This window comes from Pseudomonas sp. 20P_3.2_Bac5 (assembly GCF_025466035.1).
Classification (GTDB): Bacteria; Pseudomonadota; Gammaproteobacteria; order Pseudomonadales; family Pseudomonadaceae; genus Aquipseudomonas.
In genome coordinates this window covers 36910-59846 of the sequence record NZ_JANLOA010000125.1, presented here as the reverse complement: position 1 = coordinate 59846, position 22937 = coordinate 36910, and the positions used below count along the sequence as shown (strand labels likewise).

At 63.5% G+C, this 22937-nt stretch carries 20 protein-coding genes and 1 pseudogene; 13 read left to right on the top strand and 8 right to left on the bottom strand.

Features of this window, described 5'->3' with window-relative positions; translation table 11 throughout:
- Positions 1–149: 149 nt before the first annotated feature.
- Together NTD88_RS23100 and NTD88_RS23095 are read left to right on the top strand one after the other, a co-directional pair.
- Positions 150–551 carry a hypothetical protein gene (locus tag NTD88_RS23100; protein ID WP_262154453.1) on the top strand — a complete coding sequence of 134 codons (402 nt, stop codon included), beginning with the start codon at positions 150–152 and terminating at the stop codon, positions 549–551.
- Between the two features lie 36 nt (positions 552–587).
- A pseudogene (locus tag NTD88_RS23095) lies at positions 588–740 on the top strand (glutathione S-transferase); the annotation flags it as partial.
- 173 nt (positions 741–913) lie between these two features.
- On the opposite strand, the gene NTD88_RS23090 reads toward NTD88_RS23095, so the two are convergent.
- The 3 genes from NTD88_RS23090 to NTD88_RS23080 form a co-directional block, all read right to left on the bottom strand.
- Complete coding sequence (locus NTD88_RS23090; protein WP_262154454.1) at positions 914–3331, bottom strand: TonB-dependent siderophore receptor; 2418 nt, start codon at positions 3329–3331, stop codon at positions 914–916.
- Positions 3332–3412: 81 nt separating this feature from the next.
- Positions 3413–4360 (bottom strand): FecR domain-containing protein, encoded by a 948-nt coding sequence (locus NTD88_RS23085; protein ID WP_262154455.1) that lies wholly within the window; start codon positions 4358–4360, stop codon positions 3413–3415.
- A complete protein-coding gene (locus tag NTD88_RS23080; RefSeq protein WP_110968817.1) occupies positions 4357–4893 on the bottom strand; it encodes a sigma-70 family RNA polymerase sigma factor in 537 nt (178 codons plus the stop codon). The genes NTD88_RS23085 and NTD88_RS23080 overlap by 4 nt, the downstream gene beginning before the upstream one ends.
- Before the next feature lie 197 nt (positions 4894–5090).
- On the opposite strand from NTD88_RS23080, the gene NTD88_RS23075 reads away from it, so the two are divergent.
- The 4 genes from NTD88_RS23075 to NTD88_RS23060 all read left to right on the top strand — a co-directional run bounded on the left by NTD88_RS23075 (position 5091) and on the right by NTD88_RS23060 (position 10056).
- Entirely contained in the window at positions 5091–5606 is a 516-nt protein-coding gene (locus tag NTD88_RS23075; RefSeq protein ID WP_262154456.1) for a sigma-70 family RNA polymerase sigma factor, read from the top strand.
- Positions 5593–6582, top strand: a complete 990-nt coding sequence (locus NTD88_RS23070; RefSeq protein WP_262154457.1) for a FecR domain-containing protein — start codon at positions 5593–5595, stop codon at positions 6580–6582. The genes NTD88_RS23075 and NTD88_RS23070 overlap by 14 nt, the downstream gene beginning before the upstream one ends.
- Positions 6583–6702: 120 nt before the next feature.
- Positions 6703–9114 carry a TonB-dependent siderophore receptor gene (locus NTD88_RS23065; RefSeq protein WP_262154458.1) on the top strand — a complete coding sequence of 804 codons (2412 nt, stop codon included), beginning with the start codon at positions 6703–6705 and terminating at the stop codon, positions 9112–9114.
- A gap of 279 nt (positions 9115–9393) precedes the next feature.
- Positions 9394–10056, top strand: a complete 663-nt coding sequence (locus tag NTD88_RS23060; protein ID WP_262154459.1) for an OmpA family protein — start codon at positions 9394–9396, stop codon at positions 10054–10056.
- Between the two features lie 236 nt (positions 10057–10292).
- Here the strand turns inward: NTD88_RS23060 and NTD88_RS23055 are convergent, their stop codons facing one another.
- Positions 10293–10526: a hypothetical protein gene (locus tag NTD88_RS23055; protein WP_262154460.1), complete on the bottom strand. Its 234-nt coding sequence runs from the start codon at positions 10524–10526 to the stop codon at positions 10293–10295.
- Between the two features lie 145 nt (positions 10527–10671).
- Between NTD88_RS23055 and glsB the strand changes: the two genes are divergently transcribed.
- A complete protein-coding gene (glsB, locus tag NTD88_RS23050) occupies positions 10672–11592 on the top strand; it encodes a glutaminase B (RefSeq protein WP_095155306.1) in 921 nt (306 codons plus the stop codon).
- Between the two features lie 59 nt (positions 11593–11651).
- Here glsB and NTD88_RS23045 read toward each other — a convergent pair whose 3' ends face one another.
- Positions 11652–14636 (bottom strand): autotransporter domain-containing protein, encoded by a 2985-nt coding sequence (locus tag NTD88_RS23045; protein WP_262154461.1) that lies wholly within the window; start codon positions 14634–14636, stop codon positions 11652–11654.
- 93 nt (positions 14637–14729) lie between these two features.
- Entirely contained in the window at positions 14730–15641 is a 912-nt protein-coding gene (locus NTD88_RS23040) for a LysR substrate-binding domain-containing protein (protein WP_262154462.1), read from the bottom strand.
- 135 nt (positions 15642–15776) lie between these two features.
- Between NTD88_RS23040 and NTD88_RS23035 the strand changes: the two genes are divergently transcribed.
- The 3 genes from NTD88_RS23035 (at position 15777) to NTD88_RS23025 (ending at position 19586) form a co-directional block, all read left to right on the top strand.
- Complete coding sequence (locus NTD88_RS23035; protein WP_262154490.1) at positions 15777–17075, top strand: NAD(P)/FAD-dependent oxidoreductase; 1299 nt, start codon at positions 15777–15779, stop codon at positions 17073–17075.
- Positions 17076–17121: 46 nt separating this feature from the next.
- Positions 17122–18210, top strand: coding sequence for a polyamine ABC transporter substrate-binding protein (locus NTD88_RS23030; RefSeq protein WP_262154463.1), 1089 nt, complete (start codon positions 17122–17124; stop codon positions 18208–18210).
- 152 nt (positions 18211–18362) lie between these two features.
- Complete coding sequence (locus NTD88_RS23025; protein WP_262154464.1) at positions 18363–19586, top strand: hypothetical protein; 1224 nt, start codon at positions 18363–18365, stop codon at positions 19584–19586.
- A 24-nt stretch (positions 19587–19610) separates the two neighbouring features.
- On the opposite strand, the gene NTD88_RS23020 is transcribed toward NTD88_RS23025, so the two are convergent.
- Positions 19611–20252 carry a DUF1109 domain-containing protein gene (locus NTD88_RS23020; protein WP_262154465.1) on the bottom strand — a complete coding sequence of 214 codons (642 nt, stop codon included), beginning with the start codon at positions 20250–20252 and terminating at the stop codon, positions 19611–19613.
- Entirely contained in the window at positions 20239–20826 is a 588-nt protein-coding gene (locus tag NTD88_RS23015; protein WP_262154466.1) for a sigma-70 family RNA polymerase sigma factor, read from the bottom strand. Before NTD88_RS23015 ends, NTD88_RS23020 begins: the two co-directional genes overlap by 14 nt.
- A gap of 213 nt (positions 20827–21039) precedes the next feature.
- On the opposite strand from NTD88_RS23015, the gene NTD88_RS23010 reads away from it, so the two are divergent.
- Genes NTD88_RS23010 through NTD88_RS23000 form a run of 3 tightly spaced genes read left to right on the top strand, consistent with a single transcriptional unit; the run spans position 21040 to position 22929 of the window.
- Positions 21040–21327, top strand: a complete 288-nt coding sequence (locus NTD88_RS23010; protein ID WP_095155313.1) for a DUF2282 domain-containing protein — start codon at positions 21040–21042, stop codon at positions 21325–21327.
- A gap of 16 nt (positions 21328–21343) precedes the next feature.
- Positions 21344–22177, top strand: coding sequence for a DUF692 domain-containing protein (locus NTD88_RS23005; protein WP_410017307.1), 834 nt, complete (start codon positions 21344–21346; stop codon positions 22175–22177).
- Positions 22174–22929: a DNA-binding domain-containing protein gene (locus NTD88_RS23000; protein ID WP_262154467.1), complete on the top strand. Its 756-nt coding sequence runs from the start codon at positions 22174–22176 to the stop codon at positions 22927–22929. The genes NTD88_RS23005 and NTD88_RS23000 overlap by 4 nt, the downstream gene beginning before the upstream one ends.
- Positions 22930–22937: the final 8 nt, after the last annotated feature.

Below are 22937 nucleotides of genomic sequence, written 5' to 3'. Positions count from 1 at the left end.
CCGCTCTCGACCCAAGAATAGAAATCCGAGCACTGTTTTAACACCCCAAGCCGAACAATCAGCCCACCAACAAAATCAATCCCAAATACCCCCGTCGCCTCCACGCTCTCCGATACCATCCCCACCCCACCTGCCCCACAGACAACCCCATGCCAAAACGCTCCCTCGCCATCAGATCACTGTTCGCCCTCTGCCTTCTCGTAGCAACAGCCAACCACCTGCATGCCGTCATCGAACACGGCTGGCTCTGGGACTACGGCTACGGAGCAACCACCGGTTTGCCAAGCCGCCTGTTCTGGGGCGGGCTCACACTTCTCGATCCGATAGCAGTGGCGCTGCTGTTCATCAGACCAAACACAGGCATTGCACTAACCGCAGCGATCATCGTGGTCGATGTCATTCACAACTCGTTCTACGTAGCCTTGCATCACCAGTGGCTGGAGCCTTTCTATATGTCCCAGGTCGGCTTCCTTGTCGCGGTGTTGTTGCTGGCACCTTTGGCCTGGAATCGGACGGCCGCAAACAGAGTTATTCGTTCAACGGGTACATGAACCACACACCGTCCTTGACCGCCTCAATCCCGCCACTTTTCCCTGGCGGACATTGCCATCGGACTCTCGGTCAATCGCTGGCTTGAAACGCCCTTCGATCATCCGCACTTGCCGGCGGTGAGCGACTATTACGAGCGGCTGAGCGAACGCGCCGGGTTCCGCCTGTATGGACGAAACGGAACGCCTTAGGTAATGCCAGTCAGTTCCCTTCGCGAGCGAGCTCGCTCCTACAAAAGCGGCGCGCCTGTAGGAGCGAGCTTGCTCGCGAAGAGCCGCAAAGCGGCCCCAATTGATTTAACTGAGTGATCCTTGGACTCAGCGCCCACCACAGAGTGAGCGCCCATTGCTCTCTCGCCCTCCCCTTACCAGTCGTGACTCAACGTCGCGATCACGTTACGGCGGTTTCCGTACAGCACCGAATCCTCATAGAAACCAGGCTCGAAATAACGCTTGTCGAACAGGTTGGTGCCGGTGATCGAAATCTTGCTGCCGGTGAGCCCGACCTTGCCCAGGTCGTAGCGCAGCGTGGCATCGGTCAGGGTGTAATGCGCGACTTTCAGGGTGTTCTGGATATTCTGCGAAGAGCCCATGTACCGCTGGCCAATCCCCGCCCCCACACCGTCGAACATCCCCGCATCAATCGTGTAATCAAGCCAGACGCCAGCCGCGTGGCGAGGAATGGCCCGCGGGGTGTTGCCTTTGTAGCTGGTGTCTTCAGTGATCCGGGCATCGGTGTAAGCGTATGACGCGAGCACATTCAGGTTGTTTGTCAGGCTGGCCTTGCCTTCGACTTCAATACCCCGGGACCGCACTTCGCCACTCTGAACCGAATAGCCCGAATTGAGCGGATCTGCGGTGGTGACGTTTTTCTGGGTCAGGTCGAACGCCGATACCGTGACCGAGCTGTTGTAGCCGGGCGGCTGGTATTTGATCCCGACTTCGTATTGCTTGCCTTCGGTGGGTTTGAACAGCGTGCCGGAAATATCGGTATTCGGGTTGGGCTGGAACGAGGTGCTGTAACTGGCATAGGGGGTGATGCCGTTATCGAACAGGTAGGCCAGCCCGACACGCCCGGTGAATTTATGGTCGCGCTGCCGGACGTCGGTCTTTTCGGTGCCGAAGTACAGGCCCTGTTCATGGCCCTCGGCCCAGTCTTCGCGCCCGCCAATGGTCAACGCCCATTGGTCCAGCTTGATCTGGTCCTGCAGGTACAGGCCGACCTGCTGCATCGTGCTGCGCTCATCCCGCTGCAAAGGGTCGTACCAGATCGCCCCGCCGCCATAAACCGGGCGGTACAGGTCGAGCATTTCGAAGTCGGGATCCGGGTCACCGTTGCGGCGGGTTTCTGCGGCTTTGTAATGGGAATAGTCGAGACCGGCGATCAGCGTGTGTTGTAGCGGTCCGGTGTTGAAGGTGCCCTGGATGTTGTTGTCGACCATGAACGTGTCGCTGTTTTTCGGGCGGTACTGCAACCCCACATCCTGAGTGCGTCCGTCGTCGTTGAGCACCACATCCGGCCCGCTGGAAAGGTACCCAACCCGGGAGTGCATGTAGCGCAGGTTTTGCTGGAACTTCCAGTCATTGTCGAACAGGTGCTCGTAGATCGAGCCGATCGAGGTGGTCTCGACGTGGTAATAGCTGCCCTTCCAGCCCAGATTGGTATCTGGATCGATGTGCCCGTAGGGGCTCTTGAGCACCGTACCGATTGCCGGAAAACTCTGTTCCGAACCGCCAGTTTTGGTCTTGTTGTAACTGGTGAGCAGGGTCAGGGTGTTGGCGTCGTCGGGTTTCCAGGTCAGCGACGGAGCAATGTAGGTGCGATCGTCAGGTGAATGATCGACCTGGGTGCCACTGTCGCGCTGTAGCATCACGACACGCCCGAACAGTGTGCCGGCGCTGTCCAGTTGGTCGCCGATATCCAGCCCGAACTGGCGACGCTCGAAGCTGCCCCCTTGCACTTCCACATGGCGGATCGGCGTTTCCTGCGGCCGCTTGCTGGTCATGTTGACCACCCCGCCTGGCGCCATTTGCCCGAACAGCACCGAGGCCGGGCCTTTGATCACGTCGAGGCGCTCAAGGCCGAAGGTCTCGAAATTGGTGTCGTACTGGTTGAAACCTGAACGCAGCCCGTCCTGATAAATACCGAACAGGTTGAACGCGCGAAAGCCGCGCATGAAGATGTCCGGCGCGCCCTGCCCGCCCGCGTAATCGAGCACCCGGATGCCCGGCGTGTAAGCCACGGCCGAGTTGAAATCCTGCACGCCGCGCTGGTCCATTTCGTCGCGGGTGATCACCGAAATGCTCTGGGGAATTTCATTGATCGGCGTATCGGTCTTGGTGCCGACCGTCGTGCGCTTGGCCACGTAACCGGCCACCGGCCCCGTGCCGTTTTCCTGGGCCTGGCGGCTTGCGTCGATCTCGACCGGCTCGATCTCGATCGAGGCGTCGCTGCGCGGCAAGGGCTCCAGCACATACACGCCATCGCCCTGGGACACCGCGCGCAGCCCGCTGCCCGACAACAGGCGGGCGAAACCGGTCGCCAGCGCAACGTCGCCTTCCAACCCCTGGCTCTGCCGCCCCTGCACCAGCGCAGGATCAATGGCGAGGTTGATGCCCGCCGTCGCCGCGAAGCTCGAAAGTGCTTGCCCAAGCGGGCCCGCCGGGATGGAGAAATGCTGAGAAGACGCCGCCATCGACGCCGGGCTCGCGAGCACGCTCAGCGCCAGCGTGGCACCGCGCACCGCGCAGGCAAGGGAAGAATAACCAGATGAAAAACCCATGAACGCTCCGTATCGATAAGACCTGTTTGCTGAAAGGACACGCCAGCGTTGAAAAACAGGACAGGCGATACGAAACTTTTTTCAGACCGAACGGGGCTGCAGCGTGACCCAATAGCGCGTCCGGTACACCACACTGACCGGCAAGGCCCGGGCCACGGCGCTCAGCACCAGATCCGTATCACTCAATTGAAAGGCACCGCTGATAAGCAGGTCGGCAATCTGCGGATCACAGCGCACCCAACCGGGCCGGTAACGGTTCAGTTCCCGGGTGAACGTCGCAAGCGGCATGCGCTCTACCCGCAGCACGCCCATGCTCCAGCCATCACTGCCGGGCACGAGCGGCTGCGCAGCCATCACCTCCTGGCTGTCGAAACGGGCCTGGTTGCCGGCGGTCACGCGGGTGGCCTCGGCGCGGCTGTTCGGGCAGATGTCGACCGCGCCGCCAAACACGCAGACCAGACTGTCGTTATCCTCAAGGCGAACGCTGAAGCGTGTCCCGACGGGGTACACGTTGCCCTGCCCGGTCTGTACCCGCAGCGGCCGGTTGAGCGGATCCCGCCCCGTGGAAACCAGCACTTCTCCCGAGCGCAGGCGGATCAGCCGCTGCTGGGCATCGAAGACGATATCGACGGCGCTGCCGGTGTTCAGGTTCAGACGGGTGCCATCGGGAAGGTCGATCTGTCGCTGCTCGCCGACCAGGGTTCGCTCGTCCGCCGACCAGGCGCCATGGCGCCAGACCATCAGCGCGGCAGGCCCCGCAGTCATCAGCAGTATCAGGGCCTTGAGCCCGGCGCGGCGGCTCAGCCGGTCGGCGCGATCGAGCGTGCGCACCCCGACGCCTTCTGGAATCCCCTTCCACTGCTGGCTGACACGCTGGGCAAGCTGCCAGGCCCGCTCATGATCGGGGTGCTGGCTGCGCCACTGCTCGAAGCGCTTTCGTTGCGCGGCATCAGGCCCGACCTCGTGCAGGCGGATGAACCAGCGCGCCGCCTCGCGAACCACGCTTTGCTCCAGCGGTGCCTCGCTCATAACGCCTCGGTCATCGCCAGCACCATGCACTGCTCCATCGCCTGAGTCAGGTAACGCTGCACGGTCCGCACCGTGACATTCAGCATCTGCGCGATTTCGGCATAGGTATGGCCGTCGAGTTGCGACAACAGGAACGCGCGGCGCACCGCCGGCGGCAGACCGTGCAGCAGTGTGTCAACCGCCTGCAGCGCTTCCCGGATCAGCCATTGCTCCTCGACCGACAGCCCGGTTTGCTCGGTGTATTCAGCCAGCGTCTGCAACCAGGCCTCTTCGACAGAACGCCGCCGGTGCAGATTGAGCATGAGCCGCCTGGCCACCGTCGCCAGATAGGCTCGCGGCTGCCGCAGGTCCGGCGCCAGCGGCGTGGCTGACGTGCGAAACAGGCGCAGAAAGGTGTCCTGCGCCAGATCGGCGGCATCGCTGCGGCAGCGGATACGCCGATACAACCAGTTCTGCAGCCAGGAATGGTGATCGACATAGAGAACGGTGAAATCGCGATGCAATACCGACTCGCGCGACGATGCGCCATCCATTGGAAGACTTCCTGATATTTAGATGCAAGTGCAGACGGTAATGAGTCGCAATGTTAGCAACGTGCCCAAGCACTGACAACGGCCGGTGAGCAGGTCGGGCTGACCTCCGCAAACGCTGGGCACCGCGCATTTGCGTGACGCCTGTTGGCGTGAGTAGAATGCGAGTAATTATCAATCATGTACTTTTCGGGATGCCGATGCGCAGCGACGATACGCTAGGTACTGCAGATCTGGGGCTGCTCTATCGCACCCACCACTCGTGGTTACACGGCTGGCTAAGCCGACGCACTGGCTGTCGCGAAAACGCGGCGGACCTGGCGCAAGACACCTTCGTGCGTCTGCTCAAATCCCGTCAATCAAGCCCCTTGCGCGAACCCCGTGCCTATTTGAGCAGCATCGCCCGCGGGCTGATGATCGATCAGTATCGTCGTCGCGAACTCGAACGCGCCTACCTGGAAAGCGTCGCGTTGCTGCCTCAACAAGAGGTGCCCTCGGCAGAAAGCCGGCTGCTGATTCTCGATGCGCTCGAGCGCGTCGACCGCATGCTCGATCAGCTCAAGCCGAGAGTTCGCCAGGCATTTCTGTTGGCCCAGCTCGACGGTTTGAGCTGCACACAAATAGCCGCAAAGCTCGGTGTATCCCGCGCGACGGTGGAACGCGACCTGACCAAGGCCCTGCAACACTGCTACCGCTTGCGCTATGTCGAAGAGTGAGCCGCAGGCGCTGGATCCGGCGATTGTCGACCAGGCGATCCACTGGCTGGTGTGCCTTCGCTTCAATCAGGCAGATGAGCACACCCGGCGCACGTTCGAGCAGTGGCTGCTCGAGCGCCCGGAGCATCTGCTGGCGTGGCAGCGGGTGGAAACCCTTGGCGATGAATTCGCCGGCATTCCAGCCCAACTGGCCCGACAAACCCTCAATGGCACCCACCGTGGAATGCGTCGACGGCAAAGCCTGAAGCTGCTGGGCCTGCTAGCCACTGTCGGCGGCGCGGCCTGGCTCGGCCGGGATTACACGCCACTGCCGGCCATGCTTGCGCAACAGCACAGCAGCACCGGCGAGCAACGGCACGTCCATCTCGATGATGGCAGCCTTATCCAGCTCAATAGCGACAGCGCGGTCGACAGCGATTACGACGCCCAGCGGCGCCTGATCATTCTGCGCCGTGGCGAAATCATCGTGAATGTCGGCGCCGATGAACACTCGGCGCAAACGCGACCGTTCTGGGTACAAACACGCGACGGAATCATGCGCGCCCAGAGCACCCGCTTCCTCGCCCGCGAGCGTGACGACGGCACCCTGCTCGCTGTTCAGGGCGGAGCGGTCACGGTGTTTCCTGGCTCCAGCCACACCCTTGCCGGCAGCGGCAGCAGCAGCGTCCAGGCCGGACATCAACTGCTGTTCACCGCCAATGGCGCCCGTGAGTTCAGGGATAACGGCCTCGATGTATGGAGCTGGAGCGACGGGGTGATCAGCGCGCGCGATATGCGCCTCGGTGATTTTATCGGGGAGTTGTCGCGCTATCGCCCAGGCGTTTTGCGCTGCGCCGACGCGGTGGCTGATCGTCGGGTCTCCGGCACCTTTCAGCTCGCCGACAACGATCAGGTACTGGCATTGGTCGCACAGTCACTGCGTCTGCGCGTTGATTATCGGACCCGTTATTGGGTGACATTGAGCGCTGCCGGCTGAGTCCAACTGCTCCTTTCTCTTGGCTGAAAAAATAAATGAGGTGATTTCTCATTCTCGCTCGACCTGTAAGGAAGGCCGAAATAGAGGCCAATCAGCCGATACCTTCCATGGAGCGAGAAAATGAGTTCGTCCCCGGTTTCACAGCGCCATCCATTGAATCGTGCCTTACACGGCGCAATCCTGGGTTTGATTGTCAGCAGCCACGCATTGCCGTCGCTGGCGCAAGCGTCCAGCGCTGACCAGCACAATCAGGTCCAGCAGTGGAACATCGCCGCCGGCCCGCTGGCGCCGGCGCTTGACCGCTTTGCCCGCGAGGCTGGCATCAGCCTTTCCTTCGATGCGTCGAGGGTAGCCAACCGCACTACCCGGGGCGTGAACGGCACGTTCGATACCGCGACAGCACTGTCATCGTTGTTGCAGGGCAGCGAGCTGCAGATCGAGCAGCAAGGCCCGAATGCCTACCTTCTGACCCCTCAACCAAAGGCCGCCGGCCCGCTCGAACTCGGCGCCACCGACGTCGAGGACTTCCGCCTCGCGCCCCTGATCGTCAATGCCAAGGTCAAGGTCAATGCCGACGACGACACCAACTCGGTGGTCGCCAAGGAACTCTGGGTCGGCGGCAAAGTGGCGACCAGCATTCTCAACACGCCCGCATCCGTGTCGGTGGTTACCCGCAAGGAAATGGAGCAACGCAGCGTCAGCACCACGGAAGAAGCGTTGCTCTACACGCCCGGCGTGGTCAGCGACTTTTATGGCTCGGACGACCGCAACGACTACTTCCAGATCCGCGGCTTCCAGGCCACCACCTACCGCGACGGCTTGACCCTGAGTTCGATGCGCGGTGTACGCGAAGACCCTTTCGCCTATGAGCGCATCGAGATTCTGCGTGGCGCCAACTCCACGCTGTTCGGCCCGGCGGACCCGGGTGGCTCGGTGAACTTCGTGAGCAAACAGCCGCGCTTCGAGCAGTTTGGCCAGGGCTATGTGACCTACGGCTCCTTTGACCATATCGAGACAGGCGTCGATGTGGGCGATGCCCTGAACGACGATAAAACCGTGGCCGGCCGCTTCACCGCCAAAGTGCAAAACAGCGACCGCGAGTACGACCACTCGCAGGACGACAACAGGCTGGTGATGGGTGGCCTGACCTGGGCGCCCACCGATTACACCTCGGCCACCCTGGTCCTGGACTACCTGAAAACCGAAAGTTCGCCCAACAGCGGCGGCTATCCGCTGGACAAGGAATACGACCGCAGCGATTTCTATGGCGAGCCCAGCTACAACTTTCACGATGTCGAGCGCACCAGCCTCAGTGGCAACGTCACCCATGACTTCGACAACGGCTTCGTGCTGCGCAGCAACCTGCGTTACAGCGAGCTGACCGACGACTATGGCTACGTTTACCTGAGCGATAACGCCTCGCGTGTCGGCACGACGATTCCCCGCTACCTGCTGGGAACCGACAGCGACGCCAACCAGTTCAACGGCAACCTGATGCTGCAATACGATGCCCGCTTCGAGCACATCGACAGCAGCACCCTGGTGGGCGTGGAATATCTCGACTCGTCGACCAAGGAGCGCTCCGTCTACGACCTGGCGTCCTCGATCGACATTGCCAACCCGGTGTTCACTGGCGTTTCAAGCGCACTCACGCCGTATACCGCGAAAAAGAGCGAGGCGACCACCAAGGCGGTATTCCTCCAGCAGAACCTGTCGTTCTACGAGCGTTTCATCGTCACCGCCGGTGTGCGCAACGACTCGATGAAACTGTCCAGCAAGGGCTACAACCAGTTCTCCAGCCCTGTGCAATTTGATGATAAGGACAACTTCTCCGAGACCTCCTACCGCGGCGCGTTGACCTATATCGTCAACGATGAGGTTTCCACCTACGTGAGCATGGTGGAATCCGTCTCGCCGCCTCAGGTTGGCGTGACACCGCAGACGGGCAGGCAGTACGAAGTGGGCGTGAAGTATTCGCCCATGGGGATGGACGCGCTGTTCTCCGCAGCCATTTACGACCTGACCCAGGAAAACGTCACCATCGCCGTGGTGCTACCGAGCGGCATCATCGAGCAGCAAACGGTGGGCGAGTCGCGGGTCCGCGGCCTCGACCTGGAAGCCAAGGCGCAAGTGACGCAGAACGTCAGCCTGATCGGCGGCTACTCCTACATGGAGTCCGAAGTCCTGCGCGGCTCGTTGTACGACGGCAGTTCCCTCAAGGGCAACGAGTTCACCACCGCGCCGAAGCATTCCGCCTCGCTGTGGAGCTACTACAGCGTGCCCGGCACTGACGTCAGCGTTGGCCTCGGCGCGCGCTACGTCGGCGCCTATTACCTGAATGCCGCCAACACCAACAAAAGCGATGGCACCACGTTGTTCGACGCCGCCCTCAACTACCGGATTGCCAAAGGCACCGACCTGGCCGTGAATGTCAGCAACCTGCTGGATGAGCAACACGTGGTGGGTTCCGGCACGGCGAACTTCTACAACCCGGGTCGGGAGGTTACGGCCAAGGTGAGTTACAACTGGTAGGGTGTTTTCCCGGAAGGAAGTGGTGCCCGCTGAGTAGCGGGCACTGTCGGGTTGGCCTGACTGAAATGACACTGGGCGCTGATGACCTACTGCATAAGTCCCCAGCCCCTCTGCTGTCTAACTACTGCTTCAAAATTACAGGTGCCTGCGAACGCTGCCACCCTGACCGCTGAAATCCGATCTAAGCTGTATTCGAGACTAATGTCACCACCGGCCCAGCGCACCCTAACCGTTCCAACTGATCAGCGGCTGTATTGAAGAGACTGAAAGGAGATTGGCATGGAGGCTGAAACAATAAAATTCATAGTGCAGATTGCTGGTGTTGGCGGACTAGGGCTAGCTGTTTTTTTGATTATATTCAGAGAGGTAATTCGTAAGAATATATTCCCTCAACTTCAAAACGAGCACTCTTACCGAATAATACTTGCCATGCTGTCATTTACCTTCGTGATAGCCCTAGCCGGACTTGGATCGTGGGTCTGGATACAAACCAAACCCAATACCCCTGAAAAAAAGGTAAGTGAATGGGATCATTTTGACGGTGAATACAAGCTTATGCTCCTTGATCTCGCAAAAGAGGGTTGCTATTTTTTCAGATGGAATCGAAGCAATATCCTAGAATCTCCTGACTTCATTGAAGAAGCACAACATCAATATGCGGAAAACAAGATATCAACAGCAACAGCAGACGATCCATTACTAGTAGTTGGTTTCAAAGAAACTGGTGGACCATTAGCGTACGCACAAAAAGTGAGTGAGCGGCATGCGGTGACTGTAAAAAACTATCTAAGCAATGAGTTTGACCTCCCTTCAAATGCCATTTCAACTATAGGCATAGGTGCGGCAGGCAATCCGCCGCGCGTGGACAATTATTTCTGTGGAGCAAAACTCGTTTTAGAGTCTGAATACAAAACCATGACAAAATTTGAGCCCGTGAATTAATACATAGCTTAAAACCACGGAGTCCAAACCCAGATTGATCATTAGATAAAATCACCATTAGTGACATGGTCATGTGTGAAGGTTTCCGGGAAAGAGGTAAGCCAGGCTGGATTGGATGCGGCTCAGCGCTTGAATTTGACTCTTCTCATCAACGTAAAGCTGAGCCGACGTCAGGGCGCAGTCATATAAAATGTCGTAACCCACGATCAATAAATACGGCCGAGCGCCCTGCCGGCTCAGGCCTCAGGTATGCCTGCTTCACCGGGCCGTTGCTGGCAGTGAACGGTGGCCCCGCTGCTCACCAACCTCCACAGCGAAGTCGCTTCATCCCGCTCAATAACCCCCTGCGCTTCAAGCCGCTCAAGCGTGTCCACCGCCCGCTGATAACCAAACAACGCGATCCGCTGAACCATCGAGATGCCAAAAGTCTCATGCGCTTTCAGGCGCGCCAGAAGTTCCAGGTCGTTCATGGTTTCTGTCCTTTCATGAAGGGTGTAATCGTGGAATTGACCGAAGCCCTTCAAGGGGTCGATTTGCGTCAGCACCACCAACAATGTGCTCCACCCCCGCCCACCATCGTCTGAACCCACACCTCCGCACCCCAGGCATTTCCCGATGCAAGCACTGCTGCAAGACATCCTCGACCAGGTCCGCCCGCTGCTCAGCCAGGGCCAGGTGGCGCAATACATCCCTGCCCTCGCCCAGGTCGAACCCGACCAGTTGGGCATCGCCGTGCACGGCCTGGACGGTCAGGTGCATTGCGCGGGCGATGCGCACACGCCCTTCTCGATCCAGAGCATTTCCAAGGTGTTCAGCCTGGTCCAGGCGATCGGCCACAGCGGCGAGGCGATCTGGTCGCGGTTGGGCTACGAGCCTTCCGGGCAGGCGTTCAATTCGCTGGTGCAACTGGAAGTGGAAAAAGGTAAACCGCGCAATCCCTTCATCAACGCCGGGGCGCTGGTGATCTGCGATATCAACCAGTCCCGCTACGCCACGCCGACCCTGTCGATGCGCGACTTCGTCCGCCGTCTGGCGGGCAATCCGCGCATTGTCAGCGATGCGCTGGTCGCCGAGTCCGAATACCAGCACCGCGCGCGCAATGCCGCCATGGCCTACCTGATGCAGGCGTTCGGCAACTTCCATAACGAGGTCGAGGCGGTGCTGCGCAGCTACTTCCACCACTGCGCGCTGTCGATGAACTGCGTCGATGTGGCGCGCGCGTTTGCCTTCCTGGCCAACAGCGGTTACTGCCCGCACAGCGGCGAACAGGTGCTCAGCCCGCGCCAGGCGCAACAGGTCAACGCGATCATGGCCACCAGCGGGCTGTACGACGAGGCCGGCAATTTCGCCTACCGCGTCGGCTTGCCGGGCAAGAGCGGCGTGGGCGGCGGCATCGTCGCGGTGGTGCCGGGCCGCTACAGCATCTGTGTGTGGTCGCCCGCGCTCAACGCCTCGGGCAACTCGCTGGCGGGATTGCGCGCCCTGGAATTGCTGAGCGAACGCATGACCGGGTCGGTGTTTTCGGCGGTGCCTTGAGCGGCCGGGGCAGCGATCGATAGTGCCGCGAGGCGGGCCCCCGCGGCACGTTCGTCCGCTTAGAACTTCAGTTCCCACTGCCCCATCAGCGCATGGTTGCGGCTGTTGCTGCCCAGTTCGCCGCTGTAGCCCAGGCCGACGGACTGCCGCGCGCTCACGCCCAACGTCAGTCCGGCTTCGACCACCAGGCTGTCGCGGTCCAGCGCGCTGCCTTCGACGCTGAACGCGTCGCCGCCGGCGAGGAAGGCCTGGCGGGTGCGGGTGTCGAGGCTGCCGTAGGTGTGGCGCCAGCCGAGGCTGGCCCGCGGGGTCAGGCTCATGCCGTTGTCCAGTTGGCCGAGGTGGGCGATGCGCACGCCGAAGGTGCTGGTGAGGTTGTCCTGGGTGTCGGTATCCACTGCCAGCGCGGCGTTGCCGCCCTTTTCGCGGTAGCCGTCGCGGTGGTAGCGCTGGTAGCCGAGGTTGGCGAACGGCTCGGCGTTGAAGCGTCCGCTGCCTAGGGCATAACCCAATTCGGCGAAGGCTTGCTGGCTGTCGGCGTCGTAGTCGCCCTTGATCCGTTCGTTGAAACCGCTGAAGTCCAGGCTGCGCTTGCTGTCGCCGTCGTGGGCGCTGTAGGCGGCACCCAGGCGCAGGGCCAGCGGTCCGCTCTGACGCAAGGCGTAGACACCGGCGTGCCAGCTATTGACCTTGCCGTCCAGACCGGTGGCATCCAGGCGAGTGCGCGAGTAACCGCCCAGCACGCCGAGGCGCCAGTCGCTGCCGACCGCCCAATCGAGGCCGAGCACCAGGCCGCCGGTGCGTTGTTCCAGGGCGCTGCCGCCGTGGCTGCCATCGACCTTGCCGTAGCTGCCGAGGGCTTGGGTCCACAGCCGGCCGCGGGCGTTCGGGTCATTGAGATCACGCACGCCCTGCGGCAGGCCGGTGGCCGCCAGCACCGGGGTGTCTTGCTCATCGAGGCCGACCAACAGGCCCGCCGTGCTGCCCATCGATTGCATCGCACCGAGCATGCTGCCGCCGACCTGCGCGCTGCCGGCCAGGGTCGCGCCGGCAAGGTTGGCGGTGCTGCTGGCGCTCAGTTGCTCGATGGCGTTGCCCGCGGTGGCGGTGGAGGTATTGAGCAGCGCGTTGTACAGCGCGCTGTCGCTGCCGAGGCTGCCCAGCGCTCGGGCCGCGGCGCCGCCGTTGGCGCTTTGCGTGTACTGCGCGAACGATACGTCGTTGCGGGTGTAGTCCAGGCCAACCGAGGTGCCGCTGTAGCTCAGGTTCGGGGTGAGGAAGGCGTAGTCGCTCTCGACCTTGCCGAAGGTGCCTTGCACCGCGCCGGCGTTGAGCACGGTGTAATGGCTCTTCCACGGGTACTCGCCCGCCGCCGGCTGCACGTGCAGGGTCGCGCCGTTGAGGCGGGCGGTGCCGCCGACGCTGATCGGCGCGCTGCTGCCATCGGCATTGACGCCATACACCAGGCTCGCGCCGCTGCCGAAGTTGAGGTCGCCCTTGACCGTGGCCACGCCCAGCCCCTTGTTGGTCTGCAGGCTGCCGTTGACCGTCAGGCCGCCGACCGAGCCGCCACCGGCATAGACGCCACCGGCATCCACCACCAGCGCGCCGAGAATGCTGCCCTGGTTGACCAGGGTCGCACCCGCAGTGACGCTGCCGCCCTGGCTGAAATCGTTCTGGCTGCTGAGGGTCCAGCGACCGCCGCTGACCACCAGCTTCTCGAAGTTGGCGCTGTTGCCGAAGCTGCCACTACCGTCGAGGGTCAGGGTGTCGATCCCCGCCCCGCCGTCCACCAGGCCGTTGAAGACACCGCCGGTGGTGACGATCAGGTGGTCGTTGCCGCCGCCCATGCTCAGCGCCAGGCCATTGCCGCCGCTGAGGGTGCCGCCGTTGGTGACGGTATCGTCGTAGTCGCCGATCAACTTGACGGCGAAACCGCGCTCGCCTTCGATCCTGCCGTAGTTGGTGATGGTAGTCGCGGCGACGCCGGCGCCTTCCGCGCCGTCATCCACCAGGATGCCGTTGTCGACGCTGCGGATCACGCCCGTGGCGGTGTTGACGATACTGCCGCCGCCCATGGCGATGCCTTCGCTGCCGTTGGGCCGGCCGCCGCTGTCGACACCTTTGGCGCCCAGGCCCTGGATCGTGCCTTCGTTGTAGATGTGGCCGATCAGGTCGATGTCCACGCCGTCACCGTCGCCGTTGATCTTGCCGTCGGCAATGGCGCCGGTGATGACCCCGCCGGCGTAGTTGAACACGGTGCCGGAACCGTCGGAGCCGAAGCCCGAGCCGTTGCGCCCGGTGACAGCGCCATAGTTGTACAGGGTGGCGTCGGTCTTCAGGTCGATGCCGTGGCGGTCGGCGCTGACGGTGCCGTAGTTGTAGACGGTGACGCCAGTGGACTCGCCGATCTTGATGCCGTCGTATTTCTGGTCCTTGCCGTCCTTGTCCTGCGGCGCGGTGTCGGTGCGGATCAGGCCGTAGTTGGTAATCACCGCGTTGGAGCCGGTCTTGATCGCGTCGTTGCCCACCGAGTGGATCACGCCCGTGGCCTCGTTGGTCAGGGTGGTGGTGAACTTCGGAGTGTTCAGGGTTTCCAGGTCGATCGCCTGGCCATCCACGGTCGACTCGATGGTGCCGGCGTTGACGATCTTCAGGCTGCCGCCGGCAACCGGGTTGGTCTGGATCCGCAGGCCATCGTTGGTGCCCTGAATCAGCGCGCCGGCGCGGTTGTTGATGACGAAGTGGCTTTCGTCCTCGCCATCGCTCTTGGTGTCGAGGCCGCGGGCGACGGTGGAGCGGATGATCCCGGCGTTGTCCACGCTGACCGTGGTGCCGCTGGTTTGCTTGGGCAGGATCACGCCGTCATCGCTGCCGGCGACGATGCTGCCCTGGGCGGTGACCTTGAGGGTGTCGCCCTTCTTCAGTTCCAGCGTGTCGCGGGTGGCGCTGCTGATCAGGTAGTCCTTGGCGAAACCGGACGGGGCGAAAGAGGCACTGGCAAGTGCGACGCAGAGGGCAAGGCGATGCGGCGTGAAGAGCATGGTGAGCGACCGTTATCCTTATTGAAAGGCGCTCAATATGGCGGCGGGATATGACGGTTTGATTGATCGGCTCTATCGAACCGCACCGGTCAGTTAACCGTCCCGCGAGCCGGTCTGCTCCAGTTGCTCCTCGAACCAGCGCAGCACCGCCTGGCACCCCGGGTGCGCCGCGCCGCTGTCGCGCAGCCACAGCGCGTAGACACCTTCGGTCTTGAGCGGCTCGCCGAACGGCAGGATCAGGTCGCCGCGGGCCAGTGCGTCATGGGCGAGCATGCGGTCGGTCATGGCGACGCCGAGGCCACGGGCCGCCGCGTCGAGCGCCAGGTCATCGAGGTTAAATTGCAGGTGCTTGTAGCTGCGCGGCTGATGATCCGCCTGCGCCTGCAGCCACTGGGTCCATTCGTGGCGCGCGGTCGAGCCGTGGATCAGCGCATGGCCGGCCAGCTCGTCGAGGGAGCGCGGCGGCAACTGACCGTCGCCCAGCACGGGCGCGCAGACCGGAATCAGGTATTCGTCGAACAGCGGCGTCAGTGGGCGGCCGTCGAGGCCTTCGCGCAGGTACAGCACGTAGGCGTCACAGTCGCCGCTGGTGTCCACCACTTCGCCGCTGACCGTCTCTATGGACAGGCACAGCTCCGGGTTGGCCGCGTAGAACGAACTCAAGCGCGGCAACAGCCAGCGCACCGCCAGTGAAACGAAGATACGAATACGGAACGGCCGCTCCGACGACGGCGGCGCGAGCCGTTCGCCGAGGGCGCGCAGGTCCTTGAGGATCGCGCAGGACAACGCATACACCTCGCGCCCCGCTTCGGTCAGAGCGACCTTGCGGCTGGTGCGGTCGAACAGCGCCACCCGGTAATGCTCTTCCAGTTGCTGGATCTGCCGGCTGACCGCGCTCTGGGTCAGGTGCAACTGGCGGGCGGCCTCGGTAAAGCTGCTGCTGTCGGCGACGTGGACCAGCGCCTGCAGGGCCTGGAGCGAGGGTGTGCGAAAGAAGTTATCCATGCGTTTTGAGAATGCCTGAATGAATTTTTAACGTTAGAAGACCGCCGCCAACGCTCGTAAATTAAGGCTTGTCCAGCGTCTGGCGACATCACTTCCGATAAGCCAGGCGCATTGATTGTGGAGAGCCCGATGTCAATTGACAACCGCTGTGGATGGATCGCGCTGGCCGGCGAATCGCCGCCCCGGCAGCGCCTCGAGCGCAACCTGCAGGCCGACTGGCTGATTATCGGCGGCGGGATTACCGGCTTGTCGGCGGCGCACAGCCTGGCGGCGCGGTTCCCCGACCAGCGCATCGTCCTGCTGGACCGCCAGCGCGTGGCGCAAGGTGCTTCGGCGCGCAACTCGGGCTTTGCCGTCAGCCACGAATTGCCGGCGGCGAGCGAACTGCTCGGCACGCCCGGCTTCGCCGGTTATCAGGTCGCCTCGCGGATTGGCGTGGCGGCCGGCCAGGAACTGCGCCGGCGCATCCACGACCTGGGCATCGACTGCGAATTCGATGAAGGCGGCTATCACTTTGCGGTGCACCAGCCGGAGCACCTGCGCCACGCCGAAGCGGCCATCGAAACCCTCACCGCCGTCGGCGCCGACGCCCGTTACCTGGAAGGCGGCGCCTTGCACACCCGCCTGGGCAGTGAGTTCTACGCCCGCGCCATTCATTGCGCCGGCGGCAATGCGCTGCTGCAGCCGGCCCGCTATGTGCGCGGCCTGGCCGACAGCCTGCCGCCAAACGTGGAAGTGTTCGAGAACAGCGCGGTGCTCGACCTCCAGCGCAATGGCGGCCACTGGCACGCACGCCTCGAGGCCGGCGAGGTCCGGGCGACCCGGGTGCTCGGCTGTGTCGGCGCGTTCCTGAACCGGGTCGGCGTGCACCGCAGCGGCACCTTCCCGCTCGAACTGAGCGCCAGCATCACCCGGCCGCTGATCGAAGCCCGTTGGCAGAGCCTGTTTGCCGAGCGCACCTGGGGCGTGCTGTCGACCTTGCCGGGCGGCGCCACGGTGCGCCTGCTGCCGGGTCGGCGCCTGCTGATCCGCAATACCGTGGAATACCGCCAGGCCGACCTCGATCGCGCCGGCTTGCAACGCCGCCAGCACGAACACGTGCGGGGTTTGCAAAAACGCTTCCCCGGCCTCGACGCCAGGGACCTCGAATACACCTGGACCGGCCACCTGAGCGGCACGCGCTCCGGCGAGCCGTACTTCGCCCGGGTCGACCAGGACTTCTACGCCGTGTCTGGCTGCAACGGCTCGGGCGTGGCCCGCGGAACACTGTGGGGCCGCTTGCTCGCGGACATGGCGATCGGCGCCAGCTCGCCGCTGCTCAGCGATGTCCTCGGCCAGGCCCACCCCGGCTACCTGCCGCCACGCCCCTTCTTCGACGTCGGCGCGGTTGCGCGCATGGCCTGGGAAGTGCGCCGTGCCCGGCTGGAACGTTGACGAACCCGGCGCTCGCGCCCCTTGCAACAACAAAAGAGAGAGCAAGATGATCACACGTATCTGCCTGCTCGCCGCCTCGGCGGCGCTGCTCAGCCTCGCGGCGCATGCCGCCGACAGCGTCAATATCGCCAACTGGAGCGGCTATGTCGCCGAGGACACCCTCACCGAGTTCACCCGGCGCACCGGCATCCAGACCACCTACGACCTCATCGACAGCAACGAAACCACCGAAGCCAAACTGATGACCGGCGGCAGCGGCTACGATCTGGTCAGCCCGTCCAACCATTTCCTGCCACGGCTGATCAAGGCCGGCGCCATCCAGGAACTGGACCGCAGCAAGCTGCCCAACTGGAACAACCTCGATCCCAAGCTGATGAAGCTTTTGGAGAGCAGCGATCCGGGCAACCGCTATGCGATCCCGTACATGTGGGTCACCGTTGGCATCGGTTACAACGAGGACAAAATCAAGGCGATCTTCGGCAACACCGACGTCACCCAGTCCTGGCAACTGCTGTTCGACCCGGAAAATATCCGCAAGCTCAGTCAGTGCGGCGTGGCGTTCCTCGACAACCCGACGCAGATCCTGCCGATCACCCTGCGCACGCTGGGGCTCGACCCGCACAGCGAAAGCCCCGCCGACCTGAAAAAAGCCGAGGCTGCGCTGCTCGCGGTGCGTCCTTCGATCAGCTATTTCCATCAGTCCAAGTACGTCAGCGACCTGGCCAACGGCAATATCTGCGTGGCCATCGGCTTCAGCGGCGACGTGCTGCAGGCGATGAGCAGCGCGCAACACGCCAACAACGGCGTGCACCTGAACTACAGCATCCCCCGCGAAGGCTCGACCATCGCCGTGGACATGGTGGCCATCCCGAAAGCCGCGCCGCACCTGGCCGCTGCCTACGCCTACCTGAACTACCTGCTCGACCCCAAGGTGATGGCCAGCATCAGCAACGCGGTGCAATACCCCAACGGCAACGCGGCCTCGCTGCCGTACCTCGACCCGGCGCTGCGCGACAACCCGGCCGCCTACCCGCCACAAGCGGTGCTCGACACCCTGTTCCCGATCCAGACCCTGACGCCCTCGGGCATGCGCCTGAGCACACGGTTGTGGACGCGGGTCACCAGCGGCAAGTGAGTCAGCCGGCGCGTTCAGCCGCCCGCGTGGCGGCTGAACGCGCTCTTTATTACCCGCAACTGTAGGACCCTTCACATAATCGGCAATGAAACTTTACCGGCACCCGCCCTCTAAGCATGATCGACCGCCCGCACCCATGGAGGATCCTGCGCATGCTCGGCGCCCTGCTCGACAAAGTCTTCAACCGCCCCCTCACCCAGGACGGGTTCGCCCAAATATTCATCAAGGCCGCGCGCGACGCCGGCTTCAGTGGCCCACTCACTTATGCGCCGGACGACTTCCGGATCGAACACAGCGAGGGCGCCTACTTCAATCTGCACAACGCCTTCCGTGATTATCAGAACGCTGAGCGCCCGCAGCGGGCTGCTGCGCTTAACGGCTACATAGCGACCTTACTCAGAGCCCGCGACACCGGGCCGCGTTCGTTCGAGGAGGTCAGGTCGTTGTTGCGCCCGGTCGTTCGCAACCTCGGCATGCTTGAAGAGGTCCGCCTGCACACCGTCCGTACCGAAGGACTGGATGCGCCGTACAGCGTGGCCCAATTGCCGGTGGGCAAGGACTGCGTGGCGCTGCTGGCGGTCGACTCTCCCGAAGCCACCTCCACCCTGACCAAAGGCCCCGAGGAACACTGGGGCGTGAACATGGAACAGGCCATGGCGATTGCCATGGACAACCTGCGCGCAACCACTGCGGATGCCTTCGACGAGGTCGTGCCGGGGCTGTATGTCGGGCGCTGGGGGGACGGCTACGACACCAGCCGGGTGCTGCTGCCGGACGTGTTGCAGCGGGCGCCCGTCAAGGGCCGGCCGGTGTTCATGATCCCCACCACGGATGTCTTGCTGGTGGCGGGCGACAAGGACGAGGAGGCGATCCTGCACATGGTCGAAGTCAGCCAGAAAACCATGGAAAACGGCCGCACGCTGTCCAGCCAGGTCTACACCTACGACGATCAGCGCATCGTGCCCTTCCCGCCCGGCAACGAAGCTCTGGAAATACGCCGTGCAAGCCTGGAGCGCGTGCTGCTGCAAGGTGCCTATCACATGCAGAAGGAGTTGCTGGACAAGATCCATGAAGCGCACCAGCAGGACCTGTTCGTCGCGACCTACCAGCTTTTCCGTCAGTCCGAAGACGACGTCCGGACCTTCTCGGCGTGCAGCTGGACAGAAACCGTGGACACCCTGCTGCCGCGCACCGACCGCGTCGCGCTGGTGCAATTGCGCGACGACGGCACTGCCGACACCCGGGTGGTGGAATGGAATGATCTGGAAACCCACCTGAGCGAGTGGCTGCAACCGACGGGCACCTACCCGCCGCGCTACCGAACCCTTGGGTTCGCCACCGCGGAACAGTTGAGTCGGTTGACGCCGCTTAGCTGATTTCCATGCGCCCTGCTGCGCGGGTCACCAGCGCAGCAAGCGCGGCCCGAGCAGCGCGCCCAGCACCGTCGGCAACAACATCCCCAACAGATACCAGAGCCCCCAGAACGGCACGCCCATTTCCGGGCAATGCAGGCAGTAGACCAGCGTTGCCGTGGCGCCGGCCAGCAGTCCGCCGGCGGCACCCGCCTGGCGCAGGCGGGTCGGCGCCAGACCGCGCAGGGCCCAGAACACCGCGATGAAACTGGGTGCCGAGAGCAAGGCGATATTCAGCGGGCAGGTGCGCCAGGTGCGGCCGAAGATCAGGTCGGCGCGGGCCTCGACCGGGGCACCGGCCAGGCTGATCGCCGCCCCCGCCCAGACCAGCACCAGCGGCAGGCCAAGCAACGCCCAGAGTGCGCCGCCCTTGACGCCGGGCCGGGCCAGGCGCTGAGTCAAGCCGATGCCAAGCAGCGCCAGGCTGCCAGGCAAGCCGACCTTGGCCCAGAACAGCGGCGTGCGCGCGACCTCGGCCAGGTCGCCGCGCACGCCGTAAATGGCGATGGTCAGCAGCAACGCGCACGCCACGCCGCCAAGCAGCGCAAGTCCCAGACGCCTCGCCAGCGCATGGCGGTCCACCGGTCCTTCAGCGGCGGCCAACAGGGCAATCAGTTCATCGGTCTTCATCGTCGCCTTTACCTCGAATCAGCTTGGCGAGAGCCTTGAGCCCTCGGTGTATGCCCACCTTGACCGCAGAACCGGAAAGCCCGGTGAGACGCGCGGTTTCCTCGACCGACAGGCCCTCCAGCTTGACGTGGACGATGGGCAGGCGCTGGCGGTCCGGCAGTTGTCCGAGCAACTTGCCCAGGTCGCGACTGGCCTCGGCCGACGCCTCATCGCTGGCGGCGAACAGGTCGCTGTCGTCGTCCAGCACGTCGTGCAGCGAATCACGCCGCGCGTGACCGCGAAAGTGATCGGCCAGCTTATAGCGGGCGATCGCCTGCACCCAGGCGGTCAGCGGCTGTTGCGCCTGGTAGGTATGGCGGGCGTTGTGTACCGCCAGCAGCACTTCCTGCAGCAGGTCTTCGACTTCCGCCGGACGCTGCGCCAGGCGCCGCCGCAGCAAGCCGCGCACATGCACCGCCAATGCCGCGAGGAATTCGCGATAGGCCACGGCATCGCCCGCCAGCCCGTTCAGCAGCAACGTCTGCAGGTGGGACTCGCGTTCGTCCAGCACGTCCTGTGAGTTAGTTCGTTGCATTGGCCGCCAGGGTTACACCAGTGGGTTTCTTTTTTCATCGAAGCATCGCCGTCACCTGCGACGCAAGCGCGAGAAACAATTTCATCACTCCAGGGGCCACCGGAGAATGCTCAAAAAATATTTTCAGGGTGCTGTAACCCGATCGGCCAGCGCGGCGAATTACTCCATGAGCCGCCGGTAGATCACCACGGCACATCCCCTGGAGAAAGCACCATGAACAACTTCACTCGCCTCACCGCCGCCCTCGCCCTCGCTTCGCTGGCAGGTGCCGCCATGGCCGATGACACCACCAGCAAAGCCGCCAGCGGCGCCGCCATGGAGAAGTGCTACGGCGTCGCCATGGCTGGCAAGAACGATTGCAAGGCCGGTGCCGGCACCACCTGCGCCGGCAGTTCGAAGAAAGACTACGACGGCATGAGCTGGAAAAACGTCCCGGCCGGCACCTGCACCTCGATCAAGACGCCCACCGGCATGGGCTCGCTGACACCGACTCAGCACTAAGCGCAGGCCACCGACCATGAACGGGATCAACGCAATGGGCGCCGGACTCGGGCTCAAGGCCGAACACTACGCGCAAGCCCTGGCGTGCGAGGCTGACGGCCTGTGGTTCGAGGTCCATCCGGAAAACTACATGGTCGGTGGCCCACGCCTGGCGTGGCTGGAGCGGATCGCCGAACGGCATAAGCTCTCGCTGCACGGTGTTGCGCTGTCACTGGCAGCCGACGCCGAACCGGATGCGGCGCACCTGCGCCGCCTGCGGGCGTTGATCGACAGGGTCAGGCCGGCGCTGGTGTCGGAGCACCTGGCCTGGTCGACCTGGCGCGGCCAGTACCACCCAGACCTGCTGCCGTTTCCACGCAGCGACGAAGCACTGCAACGCATCACCGACAATATTCTGCGCACCCAGGACGCCCTGGGACGCTGCATCGCCATCGAAAACCCCAGCCATTACCTGCGCCTCGACGGCCACGACCGGGACGAAATCGACTTTCTCGGCGAACTGGTGCGGCGCACCGACTGCTCCTTGCTGCTGGACGTCAACAACGTCCACGTCAGCGCGCACAACCTCGGTTTCAGCGCGGCCGACTACCTCGCACGCTTTCCCGCCCAGGCCATCAGCGAATTGCACCTGGCCGGGCACAGCGAGGACGACCAGGGCGCCCTGTTGATCGACTCCCATGACGCCGCCATCGCCGAGCCGGTCTGGGCCCTGTACCGGCAACTGATCCAGCGCATCGGGCCACGCCCCACGCTGATCGAACGCGACGGCAATATCCCCGCGTTCAGCGAGCTGATCGGCGAACGCGATATCGCCCAGGCCATCCTCGACCAGAACGGAGCCACACCATGAACCTGACCCTCGGCCAGTTCCAGGATGCCTTCGTCGCCTCGCTCTATGGCAACCCCGCAGAGGAGTTGGCGGCACTCACCGAACAACCGGCCTTCGCGGTGTACCGCAATACCGTGCTGGCCGGCGCCGTCGACGCGCTGTGCGCCAACTTCCCCAGTGTCGAGCGGCTGGTCGGCTACGACTGGATGCACGGCGCCGCAGCCGCCTATGCGCAACTCTCGCCGCCGGGCGATCCACGGCTGATCCGGTATGGTGCCGGCTTCCCGGACTTTCTCGATGAGCAGACCGGCGCTCAAGGTACGCCCTGGCTGGCGGACGTTGCGCGCCTGGACTTCGACTGGGCGGCAGCCTTCAGCGCGCCCGTCGACCCCAGCCTCGACCTCACCGAGCTGGCCGGCATGAGCGCCGCCGACCTTGCCCGCTGCCACCTGCGCCCCCGCCGCGGTGTGCGCTGGCGCTGGTTCCCGCTGCACCCGGTATTCAGCCTCTGGCGCCACAACAGAGAGGGCCTCGACTGGCCGCCCGCACAACCGTGGATCGCCGAAGGCGCGTTGCTGACGGGCGGCGCCGAGGGCGTAGGTCACCACCCGCTGGACGCCGGCGGCTGCGCCTTTCTCGATGCCTGCGCTGCCGGCCATGCCCTCGAACAGGCCGCATTGCTCGCGGAAAAAACCCAACCCGACCTGGACTTCAACGACCTGCTTGGCCGGCTGCTCCAGGCCAGGGTCTTCCTGCCCCTCTCACTCGCCTGAGGTTTCAC